23 protein-coding genes are annotated in these 22,360 nt (G+C 50.6%); 9 read left to right on the top strand and 14 right to left on the bottom strand.

Annotated features, from left to right (window positions below):
* The first annotated feature begins 7 nt into the window (after nucleotides 1-7).
* From Q1A54_RS12245 to Q1A54_RS12235, 3 genes are read left to right on the top strand one after another with little or no spacing between them, the layout of a single operon-like run.
* Nucleotides 8-400: a GntR family transcriptional regulator gene (locus tag Q1A54_RS12245; RefSeq protein ID WP_299988436.1), complete on the top strand. Its 393-nt coding sequence runs from the start codon at nucleotides 8-10 to the stop codon at nucleotides 398-400.
* A complete protein-coding gene (locus tag Q1A54_RS12240; protein WP_299988433.1) occupies nucleotides 397-1,140 on the top strand; it encodes a hypothetical protein in 744 nt (247 codons plus the stop codon). The genes Q1A54_RS12245 and Q1A54_RS12240 overlap by 4 nt, the downstream gene beginning before the upstream one ends.
* Before the next feature lie 12 nt (nucleotides 1,141-1,152).
* Entirely contained in the window at nucleotides 1,153-1,404 is a 252-nt protein-coding gene (locus Q1A54_RS12235) for a hypothetical protein (RefSeq protein ID WP_299988432.1), read from the top strand.
* A 62-nt stretch (nucleotides 1,405-1,466) separates the two neighbouring features.
* Here Q1A54_RS12235 and Q1A54_RS12230 read toward each other — a convergent pair whose 3' ends face one another.
* From Q1A54_RS12230 to Q1A54_RS12220, 3 genes are read right to left on the bottom strand one after another with little or no spacing between them, the layout of a single operon-like run.
* A complete protein-coding gene (locus Q1A54_RS12230) occupies nucleotides 1,467-2,135 on the bottom strand; it encodes a hypothetical protein (RefSeq protein WP_299988429.1) in 669 nt (222 codons plus the stop codon).
* A gap of 44 nt (nucleotides 2,136-2,179) precedes the next feature.
* On the bottom strand, nucleotides 2,180-2,608 hold the full coding sequence (locus Q1A54_RS12225) for a carboxypeptidase regulatory-like domain-containing protein (RefSeq protein WP_196115344.1): 429 nt from the start codon (nucleotides 2,606-2,608) through the stop codon (nucleotides 2,180-2,182).
* A gap of 56 nt (nucleotides 2,609-2,664) precedes the next feature.
* A complete protein-coding gene (locus Q1A54_RS12220; RefSeq protein WP_299988426.1) occupies nucleotides 2,665-3,120 on the bottom strand; it encodes a GNAT family N-acetyltransferase in 456 nt (151 codons plus the stop codon).
* A 106-nt stretch (nucleotides 3,121-3,226) separates the two neighbouring features.
* On the opposite strand from Q1A54_RS12220, the gene Q1A54_RS12215 reads away from it, so the two are divergent.
* The gene (locus Q1A54_RS12215; protein WP_196115338.1) at nucleotides 3,227-3,427 is read left to right on the top strand and encodes a hypothetical protein; all 201 of its coding nucleotides are present in this window, start codon (nucleotides 3,227-3,229) and stop codon (nucleotides 3,425-3,427) included.
* Nucleotides 3,428-3,435: 8 nt separating this feature from the next.
* On the opposite strand, the gene Q1A54_RS12210 is transcribed toward Q1A54_RS12215, so the two are convergent.
* The 5 genes from Q1A54_RS12210 to nuoL all read right to left on the bottom strand — a co-directional run bounded on the left by Q1A54_RS12210 (nucleotide 3,436) and on the right by nuoL (nucleotide 12,191).
* Nucleotides 3,436-4,350, bottom strand: coding sequence for a YihY/virulence factor BrkB family protein (locus Q1A54_RS12210; RefSeq protein WP_196115336.1), 915 nt, complete (start codon nucleotides 4,348-4,350; stop codon nucleotides 3,436-3,438).
* Nucleotides 4,351-4,535: 185 nt separating this feature from the next.
* On the bottom strand, nucleotides 4,536-6,428 hold the full coding sequence (locus Q1A54_RS12205) for an amidophosphoribosyltransferase (protein WP_299988421.1): 1,893 nt from the start codon (nucleotides 6,426-6,428) through the stop codon (nucleotides 4,536-4,538).
* Between the two features lie 16 nt (nucleotides 6,429-6,444).
* Nucleotides 6,445-7,953, bottom strand: coding sequence for an NADH-quinone oxidoreductase subunit N (locus tag Q1A54_RS12200; protein WP_299988417.1), 1,509 nt, complete (start codon nucleotides 7,951-7,953; stop codon nucleotides 6,445-6,447).
* 59 nt (nucleotides 7,954-8,012) lie between these two features.
* Nucleotides 8,013-9,758, bottom strand: a complete 1,746-nt coding sequence (locus tag Q1A54_RS12195) for an NADH-quinone oxidoreductase subunit M (protein WP_299988415.1) — start codon at nucleotides 9,756-9,758, stop codon at nucleotides 8,013-8,015.
* Nucleotides 9,759-10,007: 249 nt separating this feature from the next.
* Complete coding sequence (nuoL, locus tag Q1A54_RS12190; protein ID WP_299988413.1) at nucleotides 10,008-12,191, bottom strand: NADH-quinone oxidoreductase subunit L; 2,184 nt, start codon at nucleotides 12,189-12,191, stop codon at nucleotides 10,008-10,010.
* Nucleotides 12,192-12,403: 212 nt separating this feature from the next.
* Here nuoL and Q1A54_RS12185 point away from each other — a divergent pair, with 212 nt between their 5' ends.
* Nucleotides 12,404-12,697, top strand: coding sequence for a hypothetical protein (locus Q1A54_RS12185; RefSeq protein WP_007655342.1), 294 nt, complete (start codon nucleotides 12,404-12,406; stop codon nucleotides 12,695-12,697).
* A 368-nt stretch (nucleotides 12,698-13,065) separates the two neighbouring features.
* Here the strand turns inward: Q1A54_RS12185 and Q1A54_RS12180 are convergent, their stop codons facing one another.
* The 5 genes from Q1A54_RS12180 to Q1A54_RS12160 all read right to left on the bottom strand — a co-directional run bounded on the left by Q1A54_RS12180 (nucleotide 13,066) and on the right by Q1A54_RS12160 (nucleotide 19,643).
* Complete coding sequence (locus Q1A54_RS12180; RefSeq protein WP_299988409.1) at nucleotides 13,066-13,416, bottom strand: hypothetical protein; 351 nt, start codon at nucleotides 13,414-13,416, stop codon at nucleotides 13,066-13,068.
* 122 nt (nucleotides 13,417-13,538) lie between these two features.
* Complete coding sequence (locus tag Q1A54_RS12175; RefSeq protein WP_299988406.1) at nucleotides 13,539-14,414, bottom strand: universal stress protein; 876 nt, start codon at nucleotides 14,412-14,414, stop codon at nucleotides 13,539-13,541.
* 9 nt (nucleotides 14,415-14,423) lie between these two features.
* Nucleotides 14,424-16,079, bottom strand: coding sequence for a BCCT family transporter (locus Q1A54_RS12170; protein ID WP_299988404.1), 1,656 nt, complete (start codon nucleotides 16,077-16,079; stop codon nucleotides 14,424-14,426).
* 17 nt (nucleotides 16,080-16,096) lie between these two features.
* Nucleotides 16,097-17,230 (bottom strand): hypothetical protein, encoded by a 1,134-nt coding sequence (locus Q1A54_RS12165; protein WP_299988401.1) that lies wholly within the window; start codon nucleotides 17,228-17,230, stop codon nucleotides 16,097-16,099.
* A gap of 214 nt (nucleotides 17,231-17,444) precedes the next feature.
* Nucleotides 17,445-19,643, bottom strand: a complete 2,199-nt coding sequence (locus tag Q1A54_RS12160; protein ID WP_299988398.1) for a M3 family metallopeptidase — start codon at nucleotides 19,641-19,643, stop codon at nucleotides 17,445-17,447.
* Between the two features lie 188 nt (nucleotides 19,644-19,831).
* Between Q1A54_RS12160 and Q1A54_RS12155 the strand changes: the two genes are divergently transcribed.
* Entirely contained in the window at nucleotides 19,832-20,290 is a 459-nt protein-coding gene (locus Q1A54_RS12155) for a hypothetical protein (RefSeq protein ID WP_196115312.1), read from the top strand.
* Nucleotides 20,287-21,057, top strand: coding sequence for a class I SAM-dependent methyltransferase (locus Q1A54_RS12150; RefSeq protein WP_196115310.1), 771 nt, complete (start codon nucleotides 20,287-20,289; stop codon nucleotides 21,055-21,057). The genes Q1A54_RS12155 and Q1A54_RS12150 overlap by 4 nt, the downstream gene beginning before the upstream one ends.
* A gap of 35 nt (nucleotides 21,058-21,092) precedes the next feature.
* On the opposite strand, the gene Q1A54_RS12145 is transcribed toward Q1A54_RS12150, so the two are convergent.
* Complete coding sequence (locus Q1A54_RS12145; RefSeq protein ID WP_299988998.1) at nucleotides 21,093-21,341, bottom strand: T9SS type A sorting domain-containing protein; 249 nt, start codon at nucleotides 21,339-21,341, stop codon at nucleotides 21,093-21,095.
* Nucleotides 21,342-21,746: 405 nt separating this feature from the next.
* Here Q1A54_RS12145 and Q1A54_RS12140 point away from each other — a divergent pair, with 405 nt between their 5' ends.
* Both Q1A54_RS12140 and Q1A54_RS12135 read left to right on the top strand, forming a co-directional pair.
* Complete coding sequence (locus Q1A54_RS12140; RefSeq protein WP_299988393.1) at nucleotides 21,747-21,998, top strand: hypothetical protein; 252 nt, start codon at nucleotides 21,747-21,749, stop codon at nucleotides 21,996-21,998.
* Nucleotides 21,999-22,022: 24 nt separating this feature from the next.
* A complete protein-coding gene (locus Q1A54_RS12135) occupies nucleotides 22,023-22,325 on the top strand; it encodes a hypothetical protein (RefSeq protein WP_299988390.1) in 303 nt (100 codons plus the stop codon).
* Nucleotides 22,326-22,360: the final 35 nt, after the last annotated feature.

The raw sequence follows: 22,360 nt of genomic DNA, 5'->3' as shown, positions 1-22,360 counted from the left end.
AGACAATATGGAATTTAAAGAAAACGAACCCATCTACCTGCAGATCGCGGCGCACGTGTGCGACCAGATCCTACTGGGCAAGTGGGCATCAGAAGACAAAATACCCTCTGTGCGCGACCTGGCGGTGAGCTTTCAGGTAAACCCCAACACGGTGATGCGCACTTACGAGCAGCTGCAGAACCAGGAGGTAATCTACAACAAGCGCGGCATCGGCTTTTTTGTGACGCCCGATGCTGTCAGGAAAGTGAAGGCACAGCGTAAGGAGCGCTTTCTGCAGCAGGACCTGCCCGCGTTTTTCCGCAACCTCTTTTTGCTGGAGATAGACCTGGAAGAGATCCAGCAGCGCTACGAAGCTTTTAAAACAGAAAATTACGAATCAGAAATCGAGCAGAAACCATGAAAACCAGCAATAAACTTTTACTCTTCGCCTTTTTTGTGCTCTTGAGCGCACTGGCTACCTACAACATTGCGCTGAAAGCGGAGTACAACACGAAGTCCTATCAGGACCCATATCGCAACTACATCGCCATGGACTTCAATGGCTTTGAGGAGATTGAGGTAAATGCGGGCGATATGCTCAGTGTGGTGATAGAGCCAGGCGACGAGCATGCGGTATACCTTTACAAAGGCAATGACGAAGTGGTACAGATCAGCCAGGAAGCCAGCACGCTGCAGATTGACGTGACGACCCATGATAAACAAAAAGGCGTACGCGGCTGGGGCTCTCCACACCTGATCATCAAAACCCCGATGCTGCACACGCTGCGCGCCAATGCAACACATACCTTAAATGGTGAACCGGTGACAAACGTGCAGCGACAGAATACGGCCAATTGGCTGAACACAACATTGAAAGGATTTAAACAAGACAGCATCAGGCTGGAGTTGGACAATGGTGTAATGGTGCGACTGGACGGCAACGAGTTACAGCGCCTGTATGCCGTCACTGGCACCAGCCCAGGAAGCGAGTCCAAGCTGCTCATTTATCCAGACAATAAAATACAGCAGGCAAACCTGGAGATCGGCAACCGCAGTCATCTGGCTTTGATCAATGTGTCTATACCTGCGCTGCATTACAATTTATCTGAACAAGCACAGGTAGAGCTTTCCGGCGAAGCACTGGCAGTATTGCGCAAATAATCCTTTACAGCTATGAAAAAAACAGGATTGATCTTTTTAGGCGGGCTTCTCCTAGTAAGTCTTTTCTACAGCAGCGATAGCAGGTGTACCGTGGAGCTGTGCTACCCGACCTATGAAACTGCTCCTCATATAGAGCCACCAATTACAACAGCATCATTAACTGAAAGTGCGATGCCGGAGCATGTAGAAGAGCAGCAGGTGGCGCTCACAAACAGGTTGCTGCAATTGGTGGATGCATTTGGAAAGCTTGTGATGGTAATATAAGAAGCTAACCTGCTCGGGAGAAGGCCTGGTTTTAAGACCGGGCCTTTTGTTTGCATACCTGCTTACAAGGTATAGCTCAGCCCTAGCATAGAGGTAACCGTGTGCATCGGTTGTTTCAAAGTGCTTTTCCCTCCTTGCGCATCCATAACTTCGAAAGTAGGTCGGGTGCCGAGCACGCCAACCTCCACGGTGAGAAGGAAACGGCCCTGCTGTATAGCGAATCCGCTTGCAAGGCCATAAGCCAGTGCTGCAGCCGAATCAGAGGTACGGCGGATCGGGCCGAAGGAGGTATCGACCTGTACCTCGGGTGATTTATTGTAAGCAGCACCCAAAGAACCTTTCACGAAGCCAAACAAAGAAGAGGAAGGGCTTTGCAGGTATAGATCAGCCAGTGCATAGGTACTTTTCCAGCCGCTTGCCTCCCGGCGTAGTACTAGCACATCGTCAGGTGATGCAAAGGCGTTCAGGTCAAAGCTGTTGAAACGGAAGCCCGCTGTTGCACCTATTGCCAGATAAGGCTTCACCTCCACCCGATAAGCTGCCTGCACGTTCACCCCTCTCCTGGCCATGGGCGGGTACTCGTCTTCAAAACGGTCGTGCTTAAAATTCCCAATTGGAGTAGCGGCTCCCACATGCAAGCCTACACGTTTAACCAGCTGCGCCTGAGCCATAGTAGAAAGCCCCAACAGAAAAGCAAGAAAGATAAAAATACGGTGTAGCGTATAAGGCATAGAGCTTGGCATTTTAGGGAGGTACAGCCACCTGAGCAGGTGCTTTAGTCGATCAGAAAATTGTGCGTGAAGGTTGTATCGCGCTTCAGCTCATCCCAATACAAGGTATAGCTTTGACAATTCACCTGGCTGCAACCTCTTCCCTGAGGCGCTACCTCAATGTGCCCCTCCTCCATTTCATCATCGCGCAGCAGGAAGCGCAAGGTATAGTTCCCGCTGTCATCAGTATAAGCTACAGCCTTTTTTCGAATAATGCCGCCTCCGCCTCCTTTGAATGGTCGCAGGTTTTGCCAGGTCACAAGCAATTGCATGTTTTTGATGGGCTGCCCACTGCCTCGCAGCACCTGTCCACTTACCTCTGTGCAGGAACCGGGGCAGTATTTACTGATGTAGTCATCCTCTTCTTTGGTGCAGCTGCTTAGCAAGCAGACGAGAGCCAACAGCAAAGCATAAGGGTATATCTTTGTTTTCATATTCTGGCGGGGTTATACATCAAGATAATAAAAAACCACTATACTTCAACCACTTGCTATACCTGCTTCACCATTTTGATATGGTCGATACCGTCCTCGTCGTATACCTCGCTTGACTGCTCAAAGCCGAAGCGTTCGTAAAACTTTCTGGCATAAAGCTGTGCCCCGATCCGGATCGGGCCTTTCCCAAATAAGCGGTAGCACTCCTCAATCGACATCTCAACTAGCTCTTTGCCTACTCCTGTGCCTCGCACCAGTTGGCTCGTCACTATGCGGCCGATCGACATCATATCAGGATAAGAAACTCCGGCTGGCACTAAGCGGGAAGTGGCTATCAATACCTTCTCCTCATTGTAAAACAGCACATGATGGCATAGCTGATCCTTGTCATCCATATCGAGGAACACACAGGTCTGCTCCACCACAAAGACTTCGCTGCGTAGTCGCAGCATGTCATACAGCTCGTTCGGGGTCAGTTCGTGAAAGGCTTTGCAGATTTTGGTTAGGGCCATAAAGCAAGGAGGTCTTAAGTTATTCGTATTGTTTAGACCCAAAGATACTGCTGCCTGTCATTTATACCTATCTTTGCAACATACCCAACAAAATAGAGCAGTACCCATGGCTAATGACATCCTCGAGATACTTTTCAATATCATTCCATTGGCGTTATTTCTATACCTGTCCCTAACGCTTATGGGCGTCATCAAGTACAACCAGCATACGGCCTTTCTCTCCAACGCCTCTCCCATCACTAAATTTGCCGTGTATGGCGGCACCGTTGCCTTCGCTATCATGGCGATAGCTGACCTTACAAAATAATTAAAGCCTTACTCCCTGCCCCCATTTACCTTCTCATACTTCTCTGCAATTTCGGAAGGCTCCACTTTACGTCCGTGGTTGTTGGCGTAAGCTTTGGTGACTTCAGCACCAAGCATCAGGATAACAGAGGAGTAGAATACCCAAAGCAAAACCACAACAAACGATCCTGCAGCAGCATAGAAGCCAACCACTTTTACACTGCTCAGAATATAATCAATAACCTCTTTGCCGATCAGAAACAGGATGGAGGTGATGATGCCTCCTGCCAGTGCGTCGCGCCACTGTACTTTGGCGTCAGGAAGTATCTTGTGTATGGCCGTAAAAAAAGTGAGCACAACCAGAATTGAAAAAGCAGTCTTGATCAGTTTTATGGCTGAGGTCAGGTGCTCCTCCAGCAAGTCGTAAAGCTCCTCGTTGAACACCATCAGCGCAGCATCCAGTATCAGACTCGTCATTAGCAGGAATCCCAGCCCTGCTACGATGCCCAGTGTCACAAGGCGATGGCGAAGCAGCTTCAGGTAGTTGACATCATGTTTCACCCTGATCTGCCAGACTGAGTTCAGGGCTTTCTGCATGATGAAGAAAATAATAGTAGCGCTTTTCACGACCACGGCCACCCCGATCAGGACGCTCCAGAACCCAATGGGTATCTGTGTCACATTATCCAGCAAGTCACTTACCTGCTTGCCAACCTCTTCACTCATCAGATCTTCCATTTGATTGACGATCTCTGCCTGAACAGTCTCTTCGGAGAAGAAGATAGAGCCGGCCAGCGTCAGCACAATCAAAATAGCAGGGAGAGAGAAGATCGTGAAAAAAGCAATGGCCGCACTGTACACAATAGGCTCGTCCCGCTGAAAGTTCTTGTATGAGTCCTTCAGTATCTCTTTTATCTTTACCCAAAAGCTTTGTTTTTGCTCCATGTTTAGTAATAGCGTTTGGCTTGTTTTAAGTTAACGACCAGGCCTCGCTTTGGTTAAAAGGAGCTAACTGCAGAATTGTTCAGAACACAATGATCAGGCGGCCTTTTTGATACCTCATGAATCAACAGACATAAAAAAAGCCTGTCCTTTGCAGAACAGGCTTTTGATACAAAATATAGTAGTGGTTAGTAAGCGCGTACAGCCTTATTCTCCACAAAGTTCATGAAGGCGCGGTTTACGACACGGGTTCCTCCCGGAGTCGGGTAGTTGCCAGTAAAGTACCAGTCACCTTTGTGGTTCGGGCAGGCCAGGTGCAGGTCTTCGATGCGTTGATAGATCACCTGTACTTCGGCGTTCACCTCTGGCGCTTTTACGATCTCCGATACTTTTGCCGAGAGTTCATCATGTGTGAACAGGTCGAAAAGTTCTTGCACATAGTTGGTCTCCATAATAGCTGGCGTACCCTGCACGGCCTGTATCTTGTCGTATACCTCGTCTACTTTGTAGTACATGTCTCTGTCTTTCAGGAGAGCCAGCATGGCACGGAAAGCAACGAACTCCTTCACACGCGACATATCAATACCGTAGCAGTCCGGGTAGCGGATCTGCGGTGCGCAGGACACAATAATGATCTTCTTCGGCTCCAGTTTGTCCAGCATCTTGATGATACTTTTCTCCAGCGTCGTGCCGCGTACAATGGAGTCGTCGAGCACTACCAGTGTGTCGATGCCCTTCTTAACCACCTCATAAGTCGTGTCGTACACGTGCGTTACCAGATCGTCGCGGCTGTCGTTGTCCGTGATGAAGGTACGCAGCTTCACGTCTTTGATCACAAGCTTTTCGGCACGCGGTTTAAACTGCAGAATCTCGTCGAGCTGCTCTTCACTAAGCTCCTGGTTCAGGATAGCTTGCTTGCGGTAGGCGCGCAGGTGATCCTCTATTCCTTTCATCATCCCCAGCCAAGAGGTTTCAGCTGTGTTCGGGATGTAAGAGAACACCGTGTTTTTCAGGTCGTAGTCAATTGCTTCCAGAATCTGCGGACACAGACGGCGACCCATGTTCTTGCGCTCTTCATAGATCTCAGGGTCGTTGCCACGAGAGAAGTAGATGCGCTCAAAACTGCAGGATTTTTTCTCGAGCTGTGGCAGGATCTCTTTCAGGTCCGCGTTACCGGCCTTGTCTACGATCAGGGCGTGACCCGGCGTGATCTCCCGGATCTCACTGTACTCTATATCAAAAGCGGTCTTGATGGCTGGCTTTTCAGAAGCCACCACGATCACCTCGTCATCCATATAATAGTAAGCCGGGCGGATACCGTTCGGGTCGCGTACCACAAAAGAAGCGCCATAGCCCGTAAGGCCTGCCATAGCATAGCCGCCGTCAAAGTCCTTGCAGGCACGCTTGAGTACACGCTGCAGGCTCAGGTTATCTTCGATCAGGGAAGTGATCTCCTTATTGGAATATTCGTCTTTGTAAGACTCGAACAGCATCTGGTTTTCCTCATCCAGGAAGTGGCCGATCTTTTCGAGCACCGTGATGGTGTCAGACTTTTGCTTCGGATGCTGGCCCAGTTCGATCAGTTTGTGGAACTGCTCGTCCACATTGGTCATGTTGAAGTTACCGGCCACGGCCAGGCTTCGGCTGCGCCAGTTGTTTTCGCGCACCATCGGGTGGCAGTTGTCCACGCTGTTGATGCCGTGCGTACCGTAGCGCAAGTGGCCCAGGTATACATCACCGAGAAAAGGCAGGTTTTCCCATACCCAATTTGTATCAAGCGCTTTCTCAGGCTTATCTTCTTTCAGCTTCTTGAACTCCTTGCCGATCTTCCCGAAAATACTGTCGATGGCACGGGTCTTTACAGAGCGGAAACGGCTGATATACTCCATGCCGGGACCGGCATCTATCTTAATGCTGGCTACCCCTGCCCCGTCCTGTCCGCGGTTGTGCTGCTTTTGCATCAGCAGGTATAGCTTGTTGACACCGTACATGGGAGTGCCATACTTTTCAACGTAATATTCGATTGGTTTTCGGAGCCTGATCAGGGCTATACCGCATTCGTGCTTAATTGAATCGCTCATAGGGTTGTAAAAGTATCTAGGCCAGTAGTTTCTCTATCCAGTGCAGCAACAGGTCCGGCTTAAAGAAGAAGACCAGTAGCGGCAAAGCAAATAAAACCAGCAGCAGCTTATTTGACAGTGAAATAACTAAATTTTCGTCAGTATGATTCCTTTTCAGGAAAAGGTAATATGGTATTTTGATATAGTAGAACAAAGCCACCCCTGTGAGCAGGATGCCCGCTACGAGCAGTACCAGCAGCATGGGCTGCCCGGTGGCGGTATAAGCTTCCCAAACATTGCTAAAAACAAGCAGCTTGCCCATGAATCCGGCCAATGGCGGAAGTCCCGTGAGCGACAGCAGGTATAGCAGCGCCAGAACGCCGGCAAACGGAATACGGGCTCCCATCCCCTGAAAATCCTCCAGCGTGCGCACCTGCCAGTTTTCCTCGGCCATCTGCAGAAACAGAAACATGCCGAAGTTCATAAACACCAACACGGTCATATAAAACAGCACGCTCACGGTATAGTCGCTGCCAAAAGCCAGCAGTGCCATCAGCAGAAAACCAGCATGCGACACCGACGAAAAAGCCATCAGTCGACGTGGCGTGCGCTGCCAAAGTGCCGTGAAGTTACCGACCGCCAGCGTTGCGAGAGCGGCTATACCTAAAAACAGCTGCACATCAGAGAAGGCACTGGCAATATTCGGGTCTGCAAAGGCGGCCACAAAGCGCAAGATCACGATAATGCCCGCCATCTTAGGACCGGTGGAAAAGAGTGCTACTATCGGCATGGGAGCGCCCTGGTAGACATCCGGCGTCCAGAAGTGGAAAGGAGCAGCTGATATTTTGAATAGGAAACCCGCAAACACCAGTATCGCCGCCACCGTCACCATCAGCGGACTGGCATCGAGTAAACTGCGCCAAAACGAAACCAAGGTATAGTCCAACGAACCGGTGAGTCCGTAGAAAAAGGACATGCCATAAAGCATCACCCCGGCTGACAGCGTACCGTAAAGCACATACTTCAGACCCGCCTCTACGGCTCTTTTCTCTTCTTTGAGCGTAAGGGTAAGAATGTAGGAAGCAATAGAAACGACCTCGATCGCCAGGAAAACCATCAATAGGTTTACGGACTTTGCCATCAGGTTGAGACCCAACACCAGCATCAGGATCAGGGCATAGTACTCGCCACGACCCTCGCCCTGTTTGCGCTTTTCTATTTTCGGGTTTTGCAGCGAGAGCAGGATCGTGAAGATGCCTGTCAAACTGAAGAGTATACCTGCGTAGCGGGCAATACCATCGGAGCGCAGCAGATTCAGAAACTGCACCTCCGCCAGATTACGATCCAGTACTAGCAGCACCAGCACCGAGAACAAGCCGGTGAGTGCCACCCAAGGCAGCAGTCGTTTAATCGTTTTGGATTTGAACAGGTCGAGCGTAACCAGCAGCAGGAAGAAAATGGCCAGCAGCAGTTCGGGCAGCAGTGAGCCTGCTCCAGCTAATATGCTGTCGATGGCCTGGGTGAGGTATGCTGCCTGTTCTTCCACGTGTAGGTATAAGGTATTAAGTCAAGGCGCCTGAAGGGACATCCCGCCAGGCGCATCTTTTATCTGTGTAAAATCGCTTGCAAAATGTTCAGCTGTTCCTGTCCGTTTCGCAGCACCAGCTCCGTGAAGCCGGTCACCGACATACCTGTTTTGTCGAGCAGCAGGTGCGGGAAAATGCCGAAGAGCAGCGCCAGTATAGCCAAAGGCACCAGCATCAGGTATTCGCGTTTGGTCAGGTCTGAAATAATGGCCTTTTCGCGCAGTTCCGGGAAGATCCAGTACTTGCCGAAGAACATGCGCTGCAGCGCCCACAGGTAATAGGCCGCCGATAGCAGCAGACCGATCACGGCTACCACTGCCATCCAGCGCGGTAGCATGCCCGTTGCCTCCGGTGCACTGAAACTACCCAGCAGCACCAGCAACTCGGCGATAAAACCCGAGAAGCCCGGCAGACCAAGTGAGGCAAAAAATGCGATGACGACAAAGGCCGTATAAGCCGGCATCCGCTTAGCAAGCCCCCGGAAATTCAAGATCATGCGGTCGTGCGCGCGGTCGTAGATCACGCCCACCACCAGGAAAAGCATTGCTGAAATAAGGCCATGGCTGAACATCATGTAAATCGCGCCGTTCACGCCTTCATTCGTCAACGAGGCCAGCCCCAGCAGCACAAAACCCATGTGCGACACAGAGGAGTAAGCGATCAGCTTTTTGAGGTCGTTCATGGCCAGCGCACAGAGGGCGCCATAGATAATGGAGAGCACACCCAGTCCGCCGACAAAGGTCGAGAAGTACGCACCTGCATCCGGGAAAACAGGGTATACGATACGAATCAGACCATAACCGCCCACTTTCAGCAGGATAGCAGCCAGCAGTACCGAGATCGGCGTAGGCGCCTCCACGTGCGCATCGGGTAGCCAGGTATGTACCGGCACTGAAGGCACCTTGATCAGGAAGCCCGCCAGCACCAGCAGGAAAGCCACAAATCGAATCGGGAGATCAAAGAGCGAAACCCCAGAGAAAATATGCAGCAGACTACCCGGTATAAAGTTAGCCGGCTCCATCATGGCCGGGATGCTGAAGGTGCGCACCAAATCCGCCTGAGCGATCGTACCCTGCTGCAGCATCTGCTGTACCTGACGGATCAGGTCCAGACTTGCGGGTACGTTCTCCCCCACCAAGCCCATCTGCTGCGCCGTCGCCTCCGGATCGATCACCGAAGTGTATAGCCCGATCATCACGATCAGAATGAAAAGCGAACCGATCAGGGTATAAATGAAAAACTTGAGTGCGGCATACTCCCGTTTTGGACCACCCCAGATGCCAATGAGGAAGTACATCGGCAGGAGCATGAACTCAAAGAAGAGGTAGAAGAGGAAGAAGTCCAGGGCGAGGAAACAGCCCATCACGCTGGTCATGAGCAGCAGGTATAGCAGGAAATAGCCCTTCACGTTTTTGGCAATGTTCCAGGACGAGATCACCCCGATCACCCCGACAATACCGGTGAGCAGCACCATACCGATACTCACACCGTCCACTCCCACAAAATACTCGATCTGGAAACGCCCCAGATTGCCTAGCGAAAACCCGATCCAGTTGAGCTTCTCCACAAACTGGTAGCCTATCTGTCCGTTTGCCACCGAAGCGCCGTCGAAGCTCAGGTATAGCCACACGGCTACGGCCAGCTGCAGTACAGTGCCACCCAGCGTTACAGCTTTTATACCTTGCTGCATGCGCGTCGGCAGGAGCAACACCACAAGCGCTGCCAGCAGGGGAAGAAAAATAAGGCTGGAAAGAGTATAATTCATCAATATGTTACGACACAAGTATCACGTATCAAGACATATGACTACGCGAGTCCATGTCTGCACTGGTATGTTTCTCCTGGTGCCAGGCCAGGTATAAATTTGTTTTCAGCCTCAGCTCGTCCTGAGCACGGGTACAGACTTGCGTAATTTACTTTACAAACCGGAAGCAGTACTTCGCATGAAGGCCGCAGGTATATCTTTCGCCCTGCTGATCCGATCATCCGGTAAATCCAGATTGCGAAATTAACATCAATTCAGCATGATGTATAGTATTATCAGAATAAATCCAAAAAGGGAGTAAGCGTAGTATGACTGCACCTTGCCGTTCTGGAGTCCGCGCCCGAAGCGGCCCAGCACCTTTGCCATTGCCCCGATCAGCCACACACTGCCATCCACGACCCACTTGTCAAACCACTTCACGATCTTGGAGAACACCACCAGCCACTTGCTGGCATACTCCAAGGTATAGTCAATTACCCGTTTATCGAAGCGATAGAGCATGCGGGCCATCCACAGCACCGGCTGCACCAGTACCCTGCCGTACACCGCATCCAGGTAAAAGTGATGATAAGAGAGACGTGCCAAAGCTCCTTGTGGCTGCTCAAACCTGAGTGTCTCACTGCTTTTGCCTTTATACCTGCCAATAGCCAAGGCTATACCTGCTATACCTAGCAAAGCGGAGAGCAGTCCGATCACGAGGTGAGCCGTACCGTTGGCGGCATCCTGCACCGTCACGGCTTCCACCAAACTGTTGGCCAGCAAAGCACCTTCCTGAGACAACTGCTGCAGGCCAATGCCCTGCATCACCCAGCTTCCGGCAAAGGAAAGCGGATTGAGCGAAAAGAAAAAACCCAGCGAGAGCACTGCCAACAGCAGCACAGGTATAAGCATTACCCGCTCTATCTCCTGACCTGCCGATAAGCGAAGCGCCTGCACATCGAATGGCAGCCGAAAAGAACCGAAGAACATGAACCATAGATGCCGTCCCATGTAGTAGGCAGTCAGTAGCACTACCGTAAAGCCAATTATAGGCACTATAAAGTATAGGCTGTTCCCGTTGGTTTGGCTCATCGTCTGTGCCCATGCCCAACTGCCCGAAAGGATGGCATCTTTCGAAAGGAAGCCGGAAAACAGCGGCAACCCGACCAGTGCTGCAGCAGCTAGCAGGTAGGTATAGAAGGTGAGCGGCATGGCCTTGCGCAGGCCACCCATGTTGCGGATATCCTGCGGATCGACAGCAACTGGCTGGTGCGTATGATGCAAGCCGCGGTGCATGGCATGGATGATGATACCGGCATTGAGGAAAAGAGCCGCTTTAAAGAAAGCATGTGTAGTCAGGTGAAAGAGCGAAGCATCGTGCGCTCCGGTCCCCATGCCCATCACCATGTAGCCCAACTGTGAGATCGTGGAGAAGGCCAGCACCGCCTTGATATCATATTGCGTGAGTGCCGCAACAGCACCAAGCAGCGCCGTGATGGCTCCAACGATGGCAATGACCGTGAGGGCATCCATAGTGAAGAAAGCGTAGCAGCGTGCCACCAGGTATACGCCAGCCGCCACCATGGTCGCGGCGTGAATCAGCGAGGATACCGGTGTCGGGCCCTGCATGGCATCAGGCAGCCATACCTGCAGCGGAAACTGGGCCGACTTACCCACGCAGCCCATAAACAGGCCAAGCCCGGCCAGCGTCAGAAACAAAGGGCTCAGCTCAACAGACCAGGCCATTCCCTGCAAGGTATAGCCTGTCACAAAGGTGCCGTTCAGCCACTCCCCTGCTCCCACCATGGTGCGCAAGGCTTCCAGGTCAAAGGTTCGGAAATAGGTATAGAAGGCAAACAAACCAAGCAGCAAGCCGATGTCACCAACTCTGTTAACTAAAAATGCTTTTTTGTTGGCGGCAATGGCAGCAGGCCGTTCGTACCAGAAGCCGATGAGCAGGTAAGAGGACAGCCCGACCAGCTCCCAGAACATAAAGAGTAGCAACAGGTTGTCGACCAGCACAATTCCCAACATGCTAAAAGTAAAGAGGCCCAGGTAGGCGAAGTAGCGGCTATACCCCTTGTCGCCGTGCATGTAACCCACCGAAAAGAGCTGCACCAGCATGGAGATGAAGGTAACGATGACCAGCATTAGCACCGTCAGGTTGTCGAGTAGTATACCTGCTGTGAAGTCTGCTATAAAACTACTCGGCAGACTAAACCAGGTGGTCCGGCTATGGTAAACTTCTGTGTTCCAGGTTTGGGTATAGAGGTAGATCGAAAATGCAAAGGCTAGTCCAGTGGCACCGATCCCCAACCAGTCGCCCTGACGGGGCAGCTTACTGCCCGCCAGGTATAGCACCGCAAAGGCAAGCAGCGGCAGCAGGAGCACTGCCAATGCCAGATAGGTTTGGGGCGTGCCGGCCAGCGGTTCAAGAAGTGCGGAAAGCTCCAAAATATAGGCTATCTATTGGGTTCGATCTCGGGAAAAGGGCAACCTGTGGCCTTCCTCTGTTTCAGGCTGCCAATTTACATATATTGTTGCAATAATATAGTGTCTGATGGCCCTCCCTGGCTGCGTATACCCCATATTTTTCAATTTTTGCAAACAATCATGGTTCTATTTCGTTCTGTATGGTATTGTACCATCTAAACAAAATAAGAACTATGGACACACAAGATCTTAAAAGAGACGCACAGGATTTGAAAAACAAAGCTGACAGAACTAATCCACAGCATAAAGAAGGACCAGTGGCTGCAGCCATCGAAGACTATACTTCTCGTATCCCATCAGATGTATTCCTATGGGCAGCATTGGGCTCTATGGCCGTTTCAGCGACACTGAAAATTATGAAGAAAGACGAAGAAGCTTTGTTCGTAGGTCAGTGGGCTCCTTCCTTCTTACTGTTGGGTAACTACAACAAGATGATCAAGCTGGTTGGCTATCAAAACGACAAATAAGAAGCGTCTATTATAATCTCTGCATGAGAAACAAAAAGAGGGAGCCAAGGCTCCCTCTTTTTGTTATATTTCCTTGCTCTTTACTGATTCAATCTCAATCTTTAAGCATCACGCAAGTCAGATTAAATAACATTACAACAGGAAAGTTCAAAAATATTATTTTTTTTCACCAATAGCACCGGATATAGGTATAATTATCTCTATATTTGCAGCGGCTAAAAGTTGAAGGTTGCCTATGTGGCAATCCTTTGAAGAGGCAGGGCTCCCCACAAAGGAGCCTTTGCTTTTTTATAAGCTACAACTATCCAGGAAACACGCTTTGGGGGCTGTTTTTCTGAGAGCAATAAAAAAGCCTGGATGTCCGATCGCTAGACCGGCTCTCTTGAACTTTCCGGCTTTATACCTTCGCTTGAATGCAGCGCTTCACAGTATTTTTTACGAAGGTTTTGTACGCCATTCCAATCGATCACATCTTCCTCACTGCTGAGTAGTGTCAGGTTTTCCTTTACAGAGACATCTGATATAAACATTCTGTCCTGATAAAGGCCATTCGCATAAAAACGACAATATGTTCGGGTTTCGTCCGCTTCTGTCAGTACAATCAGATCGCAAGTTTGCAGCTTGCTGGTAAATAGAGAGAATTCATCCATAATTGGCAATCGGTAATCTGGAAGCACACAATGTAAACCGGATAACATATCCTGCCCTGTTAATGCCATTGGTGCTTATTAATCTCAGAAATTACGCCCATGTTATCGAAAGGTTACGAAACAGATCCTAATTGCTGAAATTATTTTTAAAAAAGCTGTCACAGCCCTATTCAGGCAATCCCGCATTGAATTTATTTTATCACCTCCTCAGAGTAAACCAGCCACAGCGGCACGTTAATATCTGAGTTATAGATCTCGGTGGGCACACTCCCAAGACTTAGGGACGGAATCGGGTTATTGCCTTTCAGGCCCAGCACCAGCATGCCATGTCTCCCTTTTTCGAGATGAAGGCTAATGCGCTCAGCTACACTCTTATTAGCCGCTCGCACCAGGGTATAAGGTATACCGACTATCTCCGGATGCTGCTTCTGCAGGACATTGAACTTCTCCTTGACCACTTCCTCTGCCTTTTTCACAGCTTTTTCTTCCGAGATCAGAGGAAAGAACTGACTTGGCAGGCGGTACACATGCATGATCTCGAGCTGCAAGCCTAACTGGTCTGACAGATTCTTGCTGAGCCTTAATGCGTGCACTGAGGTATTGGAGAAATCGATGGGAATCAGCACCTTTTCAATGTTGAACGCACCAGTCTCCGGGAACACCAGTATACTGCACGGCAGGATACGCAACAGTTTGGTGCCTAATGCATTCGTACTTTTCCCTTTCGACTTCTTTCCCAACAGCGTCAGCTTCACTTTATAGCGTTTGACCAGATCGGCCAGAATAACCTCTGTGTTGGGCTCTTCGCTGACCAGGATTTCATGTGGGGCGGCATTGGCAAAATGCTCAGCTACGATATCGGATATGTTCCCCTCGATCTCACTTGCCAGGTCCACCTCGCCAAACCACTCTCTGAAGTCTTCGCTTAGCTCGGAGGTTTTGATATTGTGCACGAAGTATACCTTGTCAACAGGCAGCCGCTCACAGATCGCGCGTGTAAAAGCGACCAACTTTTCATCTATATCACTAAGGTCCAGGCAGACCATCATGGCATTAATTGCAATCATAGCGCTTCTCTATTCTAATGGTTTATTTTGATTACTCTCCCCCCCTGCTGTTTTAGGCGCATGTTGTTTCTGAGCCCTCTTGGCCAGCATTTCGGCCACCAATTGCTGATAAGCCTTCCGCTCACTCGCCTGTCCCAGTTTCAACTCTTCCTCCAGTTCTTCGCTTAACCCCCGGTACAGACTATAGCACATCAGCAACAGAATAATAGCGAAAGGCAGCCCTGTTATAATAACGGCAGTCTGCAGGGCTTGCAAGCCGCCTCCCAGCAACAGCACCGCCGCAATAGCCCCTCCTGAGAGCGCCCAGAAGATGCGCGTACCCACCGGAGGGTTAGGAATACCTCCTGAAGTAAGACTCACGACCACCAATGAACCGGAGTCAGAGGAGGTAACGAAAAAGCCCGCAATGAGCAGAATGCCGATCACGGAGAGTGCAGTTGAAAAAGGAAGCTGCTCAAAGAACACGAAGAGGGCTGTAGAGATGTCAGCTGCTACGGCATCCGCTATAGCGGTGTTCCCAGACAGTATATCGCGCAGCGCGGTACTCCCGAAAGCGGTCATCCACAGAAAGGAAAGCAGCGATGGGGCTATGAGCACGCCGAGCACAAACTCTTTAATGGTGCGCCCCTTTGAAACCCGCGCAATGAATATGCCGACAAATGGCGCCCAGGAAATCCACCAGGCCCAGTAAAACACGGTCCAGGAGCCCTGCCAGTTATTTGTTGAGAAGGCTTCGTTCCAGAATGAGAGCTGCAGGAAATTGCCCAGGTAATAGCCCGTGTTCTGCACATAGGAGCTCAGAATAAAAACCGTAGGACCTAGCGCAAGCACAGCTACCAAAATCAGGAGCGCAATGCGGATGTTCCACTCACTGAGAATCCGCACGCCTTTGTCCACACCCGTTACCACCGAGACAGTGGCTATACCTGTGATGACTGCGATCAGGATGATCTGGGTCGTGATATCGTTTGTGATGACCGGAAACACATGGTTGAGACCGGCCGCCACCTGCTTTACTCCTAATCCTAGCGAAGTAGCCAGACCAAACAAAGTCGCGATTACTGCCAGGATGTCGATCACGTGGCCAATGATGCCGTGGATACGTTCGCCCAAAAAGGGATAGAAGGCCGACCGCACCGTAAGCGGCAGCTGCCGGTTATACGTAAAGAAAGCCAGCGCCAGGGCAACCAGCGCATAGATCGCCCAGGCATGGAGACCCCAGTGCAGAAACGTAAAGTTCATGGCTTGTCTCGCAGCTGCCGGTGTACCTGGCTCGCCCATCGGAGGCGTTTGAAAGTGGTTGATCGGCTCGGCTATACTCCAGAACAGAAGCCCTATGCCCATACCTGCACTGAAAAGCATCGCAAACCAGGCAGAGGTTGAAAACTCCGGCTTGGCATCTTTGCCGCCTAACCTGATGCTCCCAAACCTCCCGAAGGCGATAAAAAAGCAGAAAGCCACAAACAAGTTGACACTCAATATAAAGAGCCAGCCTGCATTAGCCGTTACCGCCGTCTGCGCAGCGGCGAAAAAGGTCTCTGCCCCTTTCCTGAAAATAAGTACAAGCGCAATAATGATGATCAGGATCACGATAGATGACCAGAAAACAGGGCCATTTACCTCCAGTCCAAATGATTTCTTAATATGGCTCTTAACTTTACTCATACTGTTCGGTTTAAGTCTCAGAAGTAATACCCCATGTTGATATTGAAGCGCATATGCCACTTTGTATCACCTGGGGTTCCGGTGGTGAAGGCATTTGTCCACTCCGGCCCCAGCCAGGGATGGTTGTAGCCAAATGCCGCATCGGTGTAAATGTACATGGGTCCTGCAGTAAACAGCGCACCCAACACGTTCATGTGTGCGTTTTCATAGTCGCTTTCCCGCTTATTGTAGTACCCATAATTATTGTATAGGTCTATACCTTGCAGAAGCTTGGTTTCAACCGGTATATGATAGGCTATACCTGCCGTGTAGATCTCTCCCCGGTTCGCCACATTGTAGTTGGCGCCATAGGCCCCCATCTCCACAAAATCGAGGTCGGCACCATCTGCGTAGGCTGGCTGAAAGCGGTAAAGCATGGCTTGTAGTTTGATGTTCCAGGGGCTGTAGGATGATTTGTATTCGTAATGCACCGCACCTGCATAGCGTGTACCGTTACGCTCTGTATCGATGTTGTAAAGCAGTCCGCCCTGCAGGGAATAGCCTATTTCGTGTGACAGGCTGTCGCCGAGCCGGCGCAACAGTTTGAAGTCAAGCTGGTTGTTCTCTTTATTGCGGCCCGTCACGTCATAAGAGTAGCGGTTGGGGCTAGGTTCAGCCAACCCAAACACAAACTCTTCGGCACTCTTATAATAAGCCGCCTGCCACTTCCATAATCCAGTGTCGCGTATGTATTTCACGCCCATGTCGTGGTCGTCCTCAAAACCGACGTAATAGGTCATGTTGAAAAACCAGTTATTGGAGTTGTATTGCTGGATGCCGAAAGGAACCTGATTAAGCCCAACCTGCAGCTGGGAGCCTTCGTCGAAATCGTACTGGAACCAGCCTTGCTTTAAGAAAGCGCCACCAAAGGCTTGTGAGTAATGGCGAAACTCGGCATTAAGTTTAATGCCTTTGTAAGCGGCTTCTGCATTGATGCGAAAGAGATCGAAGCCAAAGTCACCGCCCCGCTCCAGCTGATCTTTCTTCCAGGTAGAGAGATTGTAGTTAAAACGCAGTGCCCCTCCCAATTTGAGCATGGGTTTGTCCTCAGGTTTCTCTTCAGGCGCCTGTGCCAGACTCACCTTGCTGAAAATAAGCAGTAATGGCAGCAACAGAAGTAAGCAGTATTGTAGCTTTTTTCTCAATAGGATCAGCGGTCAGTTAACGTACAATACAATTATGACGGTGCAGGTAATTAAAGGTTGCCCGGGAAGCATAGGGCGAGCTATACCTCTGTAAAACAAAACGGCCGAGGCCACTGCTATGCAATGACCCCGGCCGTTTATATGCCGTCTGATAAGGCGTAGGTAGGCCTTACCGGCTAAATTATTTCTTGCCTTGCTGGCCCGGTACCGGGAAGCCACGGTCGCGCATCAGTGCATCGATCTTGGCGTCGCGGCCACGGAACTGACGGTAAGCGTCTGCCGGGTCCATGGAGTTGCGTGGAGCAAACAGATACTTCACCAGTCTGGCGGCAACCTCAGCGTCATAGAACCCGCCTGGTGCTTCTGCAAATGCTTCAGCGGCATCAGACGTTAGCACGTCGGCCCACAGGTATCCGTAGTAACCGGTAGCATAACCTTCGCCAGAGAATACGTGCCCGAAGTGTGGTGAGCGGTGACGCATCACGATCTCTTTCGGCATACCTAACTTAGACAGGGTTTCTTTCTCAAACTTGTCTGGGTCCAGGTTGTTCGGATCAGCCAGGTGGAAGTGCATGTCCATCAGGGCTGATGCCAGGAACTCAGTGGTACCGAAGCCCTGGTTGAAGGTAGAGGCTTTCTCGATCTTAGCCACCAGCTCTTTCGGCATCGGCTCACCTGTTTTATAGTGCTTCAGGAACTGGTTGATCACTTTGTCAGTAGACAACCAGCGCTCCAGCAACTGCGACTGGAACTCAGTGTAGTCACGCACGCCGCTGTTCAGCGTCGGGTACTTCACGTTAGAGGCCAGGAAGTGCAATGCGTGGCCAAACTCGTGGAAGAACGTCTCGGCATCATCCCATGATACCAGCACTGGCTCACCCGGAGCAGGCTTCACGAAGTTGGAGTTGTTAGAAGAAAGTACTGTCTTCTTGCCATCAAATGTTGTGTGGGCACGGTACGTCGTAGCCCAGGCACCGGAGCGCTTGCCCTGACGCGCAAATGGATCGAGGTACCACAGACCGATGTGGTCACCAGTCGTTTTGTCGGTTACTTCCCATACCTTCACGTCTTCGTGGAATACAGGCACAGAACCCTCTTTCACTGGCGTGAAGTTGAAGTTGAACAGCTCACCCGCTGTAAAGAAGATCGCCTGTGTTAGGTTACCCAGCTCTAAGTATTGCTTCACCTCATCTGAGTTCAGGTCGTACTTCTGCTGACGTACTTTTTCAGCGTAGTAGCGGTAGTCCCAAGGTTCAATGGTGATCTTGGTTTTGCTGGTTTTGTTTGCCAGCTGCTGCATGTCAGCCACTTCTTCCTTAGCACGGGCAATGGCCGATGGCCATACCGCCATCATCAGGTCCATCGCGGCCTCAGGCGTCTTAGCCATGCGGTCCTGCAATCTCCACTGAGCATAGTTGTCGTAACCCATCAGCTGCACTCGCTCGCGACGCAGTTTCAGGATGTCCACGATGTTCTGCTTGTTGTCGTTTTCGTCGTTGTTGTCGGCACGTGAGTAGTAGTTCTTCCATACCTTCTCACGCAGCGCACGCTCGTCAGAGTAAGTCAGGAACTGGTCCATGGAAGAGCGGGTGTTGGTCACGGCGTACTCACCCGACTTACCACGATCAGCGGCAGCTTTGGCAGCAGCCTTCACAAACGACTCCGGCAATCCGCTCAGCTGGTCTTTGGTGAAGTATACCACATACTTCTCCTCGTCCGCCAGGATGTTGTTAGAGAATTTGGTGTAAAGTGTCGAAAGCTCCTTGTTGATATCGGCATAACGCTTCTTCTTCTCAGGGCTCAGGTTAGCGCCTTCCATCTCAAAGCCTTTATACACCAATTCCACGACACGCTGCTGATCTGCTGGCAGCGGATTTTTCTGGGCATTGTCGTACACCACCTTGATGCGCTGGAACAGCTTCTCGTTCTGTGAGATCTTCGAGTTGAACTCAGATATCTTCGGCGCCATCTCCTGCTGCACACTACGGAACTCAGGAGTAGATACGTTGCTGCTCCAGATACCGTAGTAGGTGAACACGCGGTTCAGCTCCTTGCCGGCACGCTCCATCTCTTCGATCGTGTTCTCGAAGGTGGCAGGCTGTGTGTTGTTAGCAATCTTTTCAATCTCGGCCAGGTTCATCGCCATGGCCTTTTCCATAGCTGGCTTCAGGTCGGCCAGGTTCATCTTATCGAAGGCAGGCACGCCACCGTATGGACCTGTCCACTCCTGCAGCAATGGGTTGGTTTCAACGGCCTGTTGCGGTTGGGTTGTCACCTGCGTATCCTGAGTCTGAGGCGTCTGCGACGAAGTACAGCTTGCCAACGCTAACAGGACCGCGACACCGGATGCCTTACCGGCTAATATGATTTGGTCTTTCATAGAGTTTTATATGAATGAGAAAATTTCAGCCCAAGATACAAAAAATTGCCCACATGACCCACTCAGCAATTATTTGGCCTCACCGCTATACCTGTTATGCCATCTGCATACGTTTGTAAAGTATCCTTCTCACGGGGTGGCAAAAACTGCAGCCTGCTCGTATAAGAAGGACTGAATACCCCTTTACCATGCAAGGATCCCCAATCAAAGACAAGCAGGCTTTACGTAAGCTTTATGACACTGTTCTGCCCGAACTGGCGCAGCACATTCACCAGCACCTGGCGGATGTTATTCCGCTTTTTCATGACTTCAAATTAGAGAAATTAGTTGACACCTGGACGCGCGAACCAGGCTCTGATGCCAAGACTGAGATCAGCTTGGACAAGGGAAACGTGAACCAGATGGGGCTGCGACTGCGGCTGGAAGGATTTCAGCGGGTGGGCGCCGACAATTTTGATCTGACCAAAGACCTGTTGTTTAAACTGGACCGGAACTTCTATACCATTGGCCCGAACCAGGACAATGTGTGGCTCGAAAAAGACTACTTGCAAAACTGGGAGGTGGGTGATTACGAACTTGTGGCTGAGAAGTGGACGGAACAGTTGATAGACGACCTGACCCAGCGACTAGAAAAGTATACGGTATGATAAAACACCCAGGATTTCCAGGCTCCACGGTTCTATTTACCTTCCTGATCGCCCTGTGCCTGAGTAGCTGCCACGCCTGCCAGGCCCAGCAACCTGACACCAGCACGCAAACCGATGGCTATACCTATAAAAGGCCGTCGTCAGGAGGTACAGGAAAAGTATACATGGGCCGGGAAATCGCTGCTATCATGACCGCCACTGGGGGCAACTGGCTCGACCGCGACACACGTCAGGAAGAAGAGAACTCACCACGCACCATCGAAAACATGAACCTGGAGCCCAATACTGTGGTGGCTGATATTGGGGCTGGCACTGGTTTCTATACCTTCCAGATAGCGCCCAAAGTACCTGATGGCAAGGTATACGCGGTTGAGGTGCAGGACCGGTTCATTAAATCTCTGACATCGCGCCGAAGTAATGAAGGAGCAGATAACGTGGTGGTGGTAAAGGGCGACAGCCAACAAGTGAATCTGCGGGATGGTAGCATTGACATTGCCCTGATGGTAGACGTGTACCATGAACTTTCCTACCCAAAAGAGATACTACAGGCCATCCATCGTGCTCTGAAGCCTGACGGTAAACTGCTGTTGCTGGAGTACAAAGCCGAAGACCCGGATGTACGCATCAGGGCACTGCACAAGATGACAGCCGAGCAGATCAAAAAAGAGCTGGAAGCAAATGGATTCCGTTTGCAGCGTCAGGAAGATTTCCTGCCGATTCAGCATTTTATGCTGTTTGAGAAGGTTGAAAAGACTGAAGGCAATTAGACCTTTATTTTGCCACACAGGCAGGTTCATAGCAATTATTCACTTACAAGTTTCAGCACCTGCTGCTGATCAGCCGTTGTGACTTTCAGAAAGTAAATGCCGCTCGCCAGATCAAGCTCCGTCAGTGAGATGGTGTTAATTCCTCTTTTCAAAGTGTTTGCCTGCGACCGGATAATCCGCCCCTGTGCATTGTAGAGGACAATGACGCTCCCCTGTTCTTCATTCGAAGTAACCTGTACCTCCAGAAAGTTATCAAAAGGACTTGGGAATGCCTTGAGTGTGATGGCATCCGGAAGACCTGGCGACTGATCCAGCTAAATAGCATTCCACATACCCTCAGATAAATTTTCAAAAACCCAGCTTCAAATCATAACAACTTACGTAGTATAAGGTATAGCTGTAAAAATTGTAGTTTATGCATACTACCACATTTAAATTCGAAGAAGGGAGCCCGTATATAGGGAGTCGGCGCCCTGTAGGACAGGAAATACACGAGCGGTTGATGTGGCAGGCAAGGCGTTTGCATCGGGAGGACATGCAGAAAATTGGATGGGAATTGATCATCTACACGCCTATACCTGCTTACCTGGATAAGCCTGCTACTATCGAAGTTTATTGGGATTATGACAACCCTGACGAGCCCAGCAACGATTAAAACTGCTTTTTCACCCGAATACTTTTAGCACAGTATGAGTCTCAGTTTTTTTAACACCCACACACTGGCTGGCAGATTGGAGATGATATGGGCGCATGGGACCTTGCTGGCTGAGCGGGGTCGCCGGGGCTATCGTATACAGCTCTATGACATGGGCGAGTTCTTTGCTGAAGTATGGAGCAACCCCGAAACCAATATCATCGGATTGATCAGAGGGCTTGCCACGAAGCGGGCACTTGAGCCCTACACTAATAAGATCAACCTGGTTGATATGATGTGCTGGTAAAGATTTATCCCCTATTTTTGAGGCGTGAACTCAGTCAAGCTTAGCTCCTACTGCCGCCTCTACGCCTTCTCTGATTACCGCAGCATGAAGTCGGCTCTCCCCTACATGCGCCAGGTAGTGCTTGCCAAGGCTCTCACCGAAGTACAGGAGTCAGACGCCCGGCGTATCGTGATGCGCCTACCAGGGAGCGGCTTTCAGAACTACCTCCGCCCGCTTGGTGGTCAGCAAAACAAATCCACAGGTATAGCCTCCCTTATTACCGCCCTGCAGCTGCTCTACAAACAGAACGGGTTCTCAGCCAGGTACATTGTAGTCGAGCGAAGCTAGGCGCTTTACAAAAAGGTAATGTTCAGATCTTGCTA

The organism is uncultured Pontibacter sp., from assembly GCF_947502515.1.
Taxonomy (GTDB): Bacteria; Bacteroidota; Bacteroidia; order Cytophagales; family Hymenobacteraceae; genus Pontibacter.
The sequence above is the reverse complement of the archived record's forward strand: the minus strand, read 5'-3'. Positions and strand labels throughout refer to the sequence as shown.

Bases quoted from the DNA above. Each gene is read 5' to 3' on its own strand.
- Q1A54_RS12245 (WP_299988436.1), top strand. From the start codon at position 8: ATGGAATTTAAAGAAAACGAACCCATCTACCTGCAGATCGCGGCGCAC.
- Q1A54_RS12240 (WP_299988433.1), top strand. From the start codon at position 397: ATGAAAACCAGCAATAAACTTTTACTCTTCGCCTTTTTTGTGCTCTTG.
- Q1A54_RS12235 (WP_299988432.1), top strand. From the start codon at position 1,153: ATGAAAAAAACAGGATTGATCTTTTTAGGCGGGCTTCTCCTAGTAAGT.
- Q1A54_RS12230 (WP_299988429.1), bottom strand. From the start codon at position 2,135: ATGCCTTATACGCTACACCGTATTTTTATCTTTCTTGCTTTTCTGTTG.
- Q1A54_RS12225 (WP_196115344.1), bottom strand. From the start codon at position 2,608: ATGAAAACAAAGATATACCCTTATGCTTTGCTGTTGGCTCTCGTCTGC.
- Q1A54_RS12220 (WP_299988426.1), bottom strand. From the start codon at position 3,120: ATGGCCCTAACCAAAATCTGCAAAGCCTTTCACGAACTGACCCCGAAC.
- Q1A54_RS12215 (WP_196115338.1), top strand. From the start codon at position 3,227: ATGGCTAATGACATCCTCGAGATACTTTTCAATATCATTCCATTGGCG.
- Q1A54_RS12210 (WP_196115336.1), bottom strand. From the start codon at position 4,350: ATGGAGCAAAAACAAAGCTTTTGGGTAAAGATAAAAGAGATACTGAAG.
- Q1A54_RS12205 (WP_299988421.1), bottom strand. From the start codon at position 6,428: ATGAGCGATTCAATTAAGCACGAATGCGGTATAGCCCTGATCAGGCTC.
- Q1A54_RS12195 (WP_299988415.1), bottom strand. From the start codon at position 9,758: ATGAATTATACTCTTTCCAGCCTTATTTTTCTTCCCCTGCTGGCAGCG.
- Q1A54_RS12185 (WP_007655342.1), top strand. From the start codon at position 12,404: ATGGACACACAAGATCTTAAAAGAGACGCACAGGATTTGAAAAACAAA.
- Q1A54_RS12180 (WP_299988409.1), bottom strand. From the start codon at position 13,416: ATGGCATTAACAGGGCAGGATATGTTATCCGGTTTACATTGTGTGCTT.
- Q1A54_RS12175 (WP_299988406.1), bottom strand. From the start codon at position 14,414: ATGATTGCAATTAATGCCATGATGGTCTGCCTGGACCTTAGTGATATA.
- Q1A54_RS12170 (WP_299988404.1), bottom strand. From the start codon at position 16,079: ATGAGTAAAGTTAAGAGCCATATTAAGAAATCATTTGGACTGGAGGTA.
- Q1A54_RS12160 (WP_299988398.1), bottom strand. From the start codon at position 19,643: ATGAAAGACCAAATCATATTAGCCGGTAAGGCATCCGGTGTCGCGGTC.
- Q1A54_RS12155 (WP_196115312.1), top strand. From the start codon at position 19,832: ATGCAAGGATCCCCAATCAAAGACAAGCAGGCTTTACGTAAGCTTTAT.
- Q1A54_RS12150 (WP_196115310.1), top strand. From the start codon at position 20,287: ATGATAAAACACCCAGGATTTCCAGGCTCCACGGTTCTATTTACCTTC.
- Q1A54_RS12140 (WP_299988393.1), top strand. From the start codon at position 21,747: ATGAGTCTCAGTTTTTTTAACACCCACACACTGGCTGGCAGATTGGAG.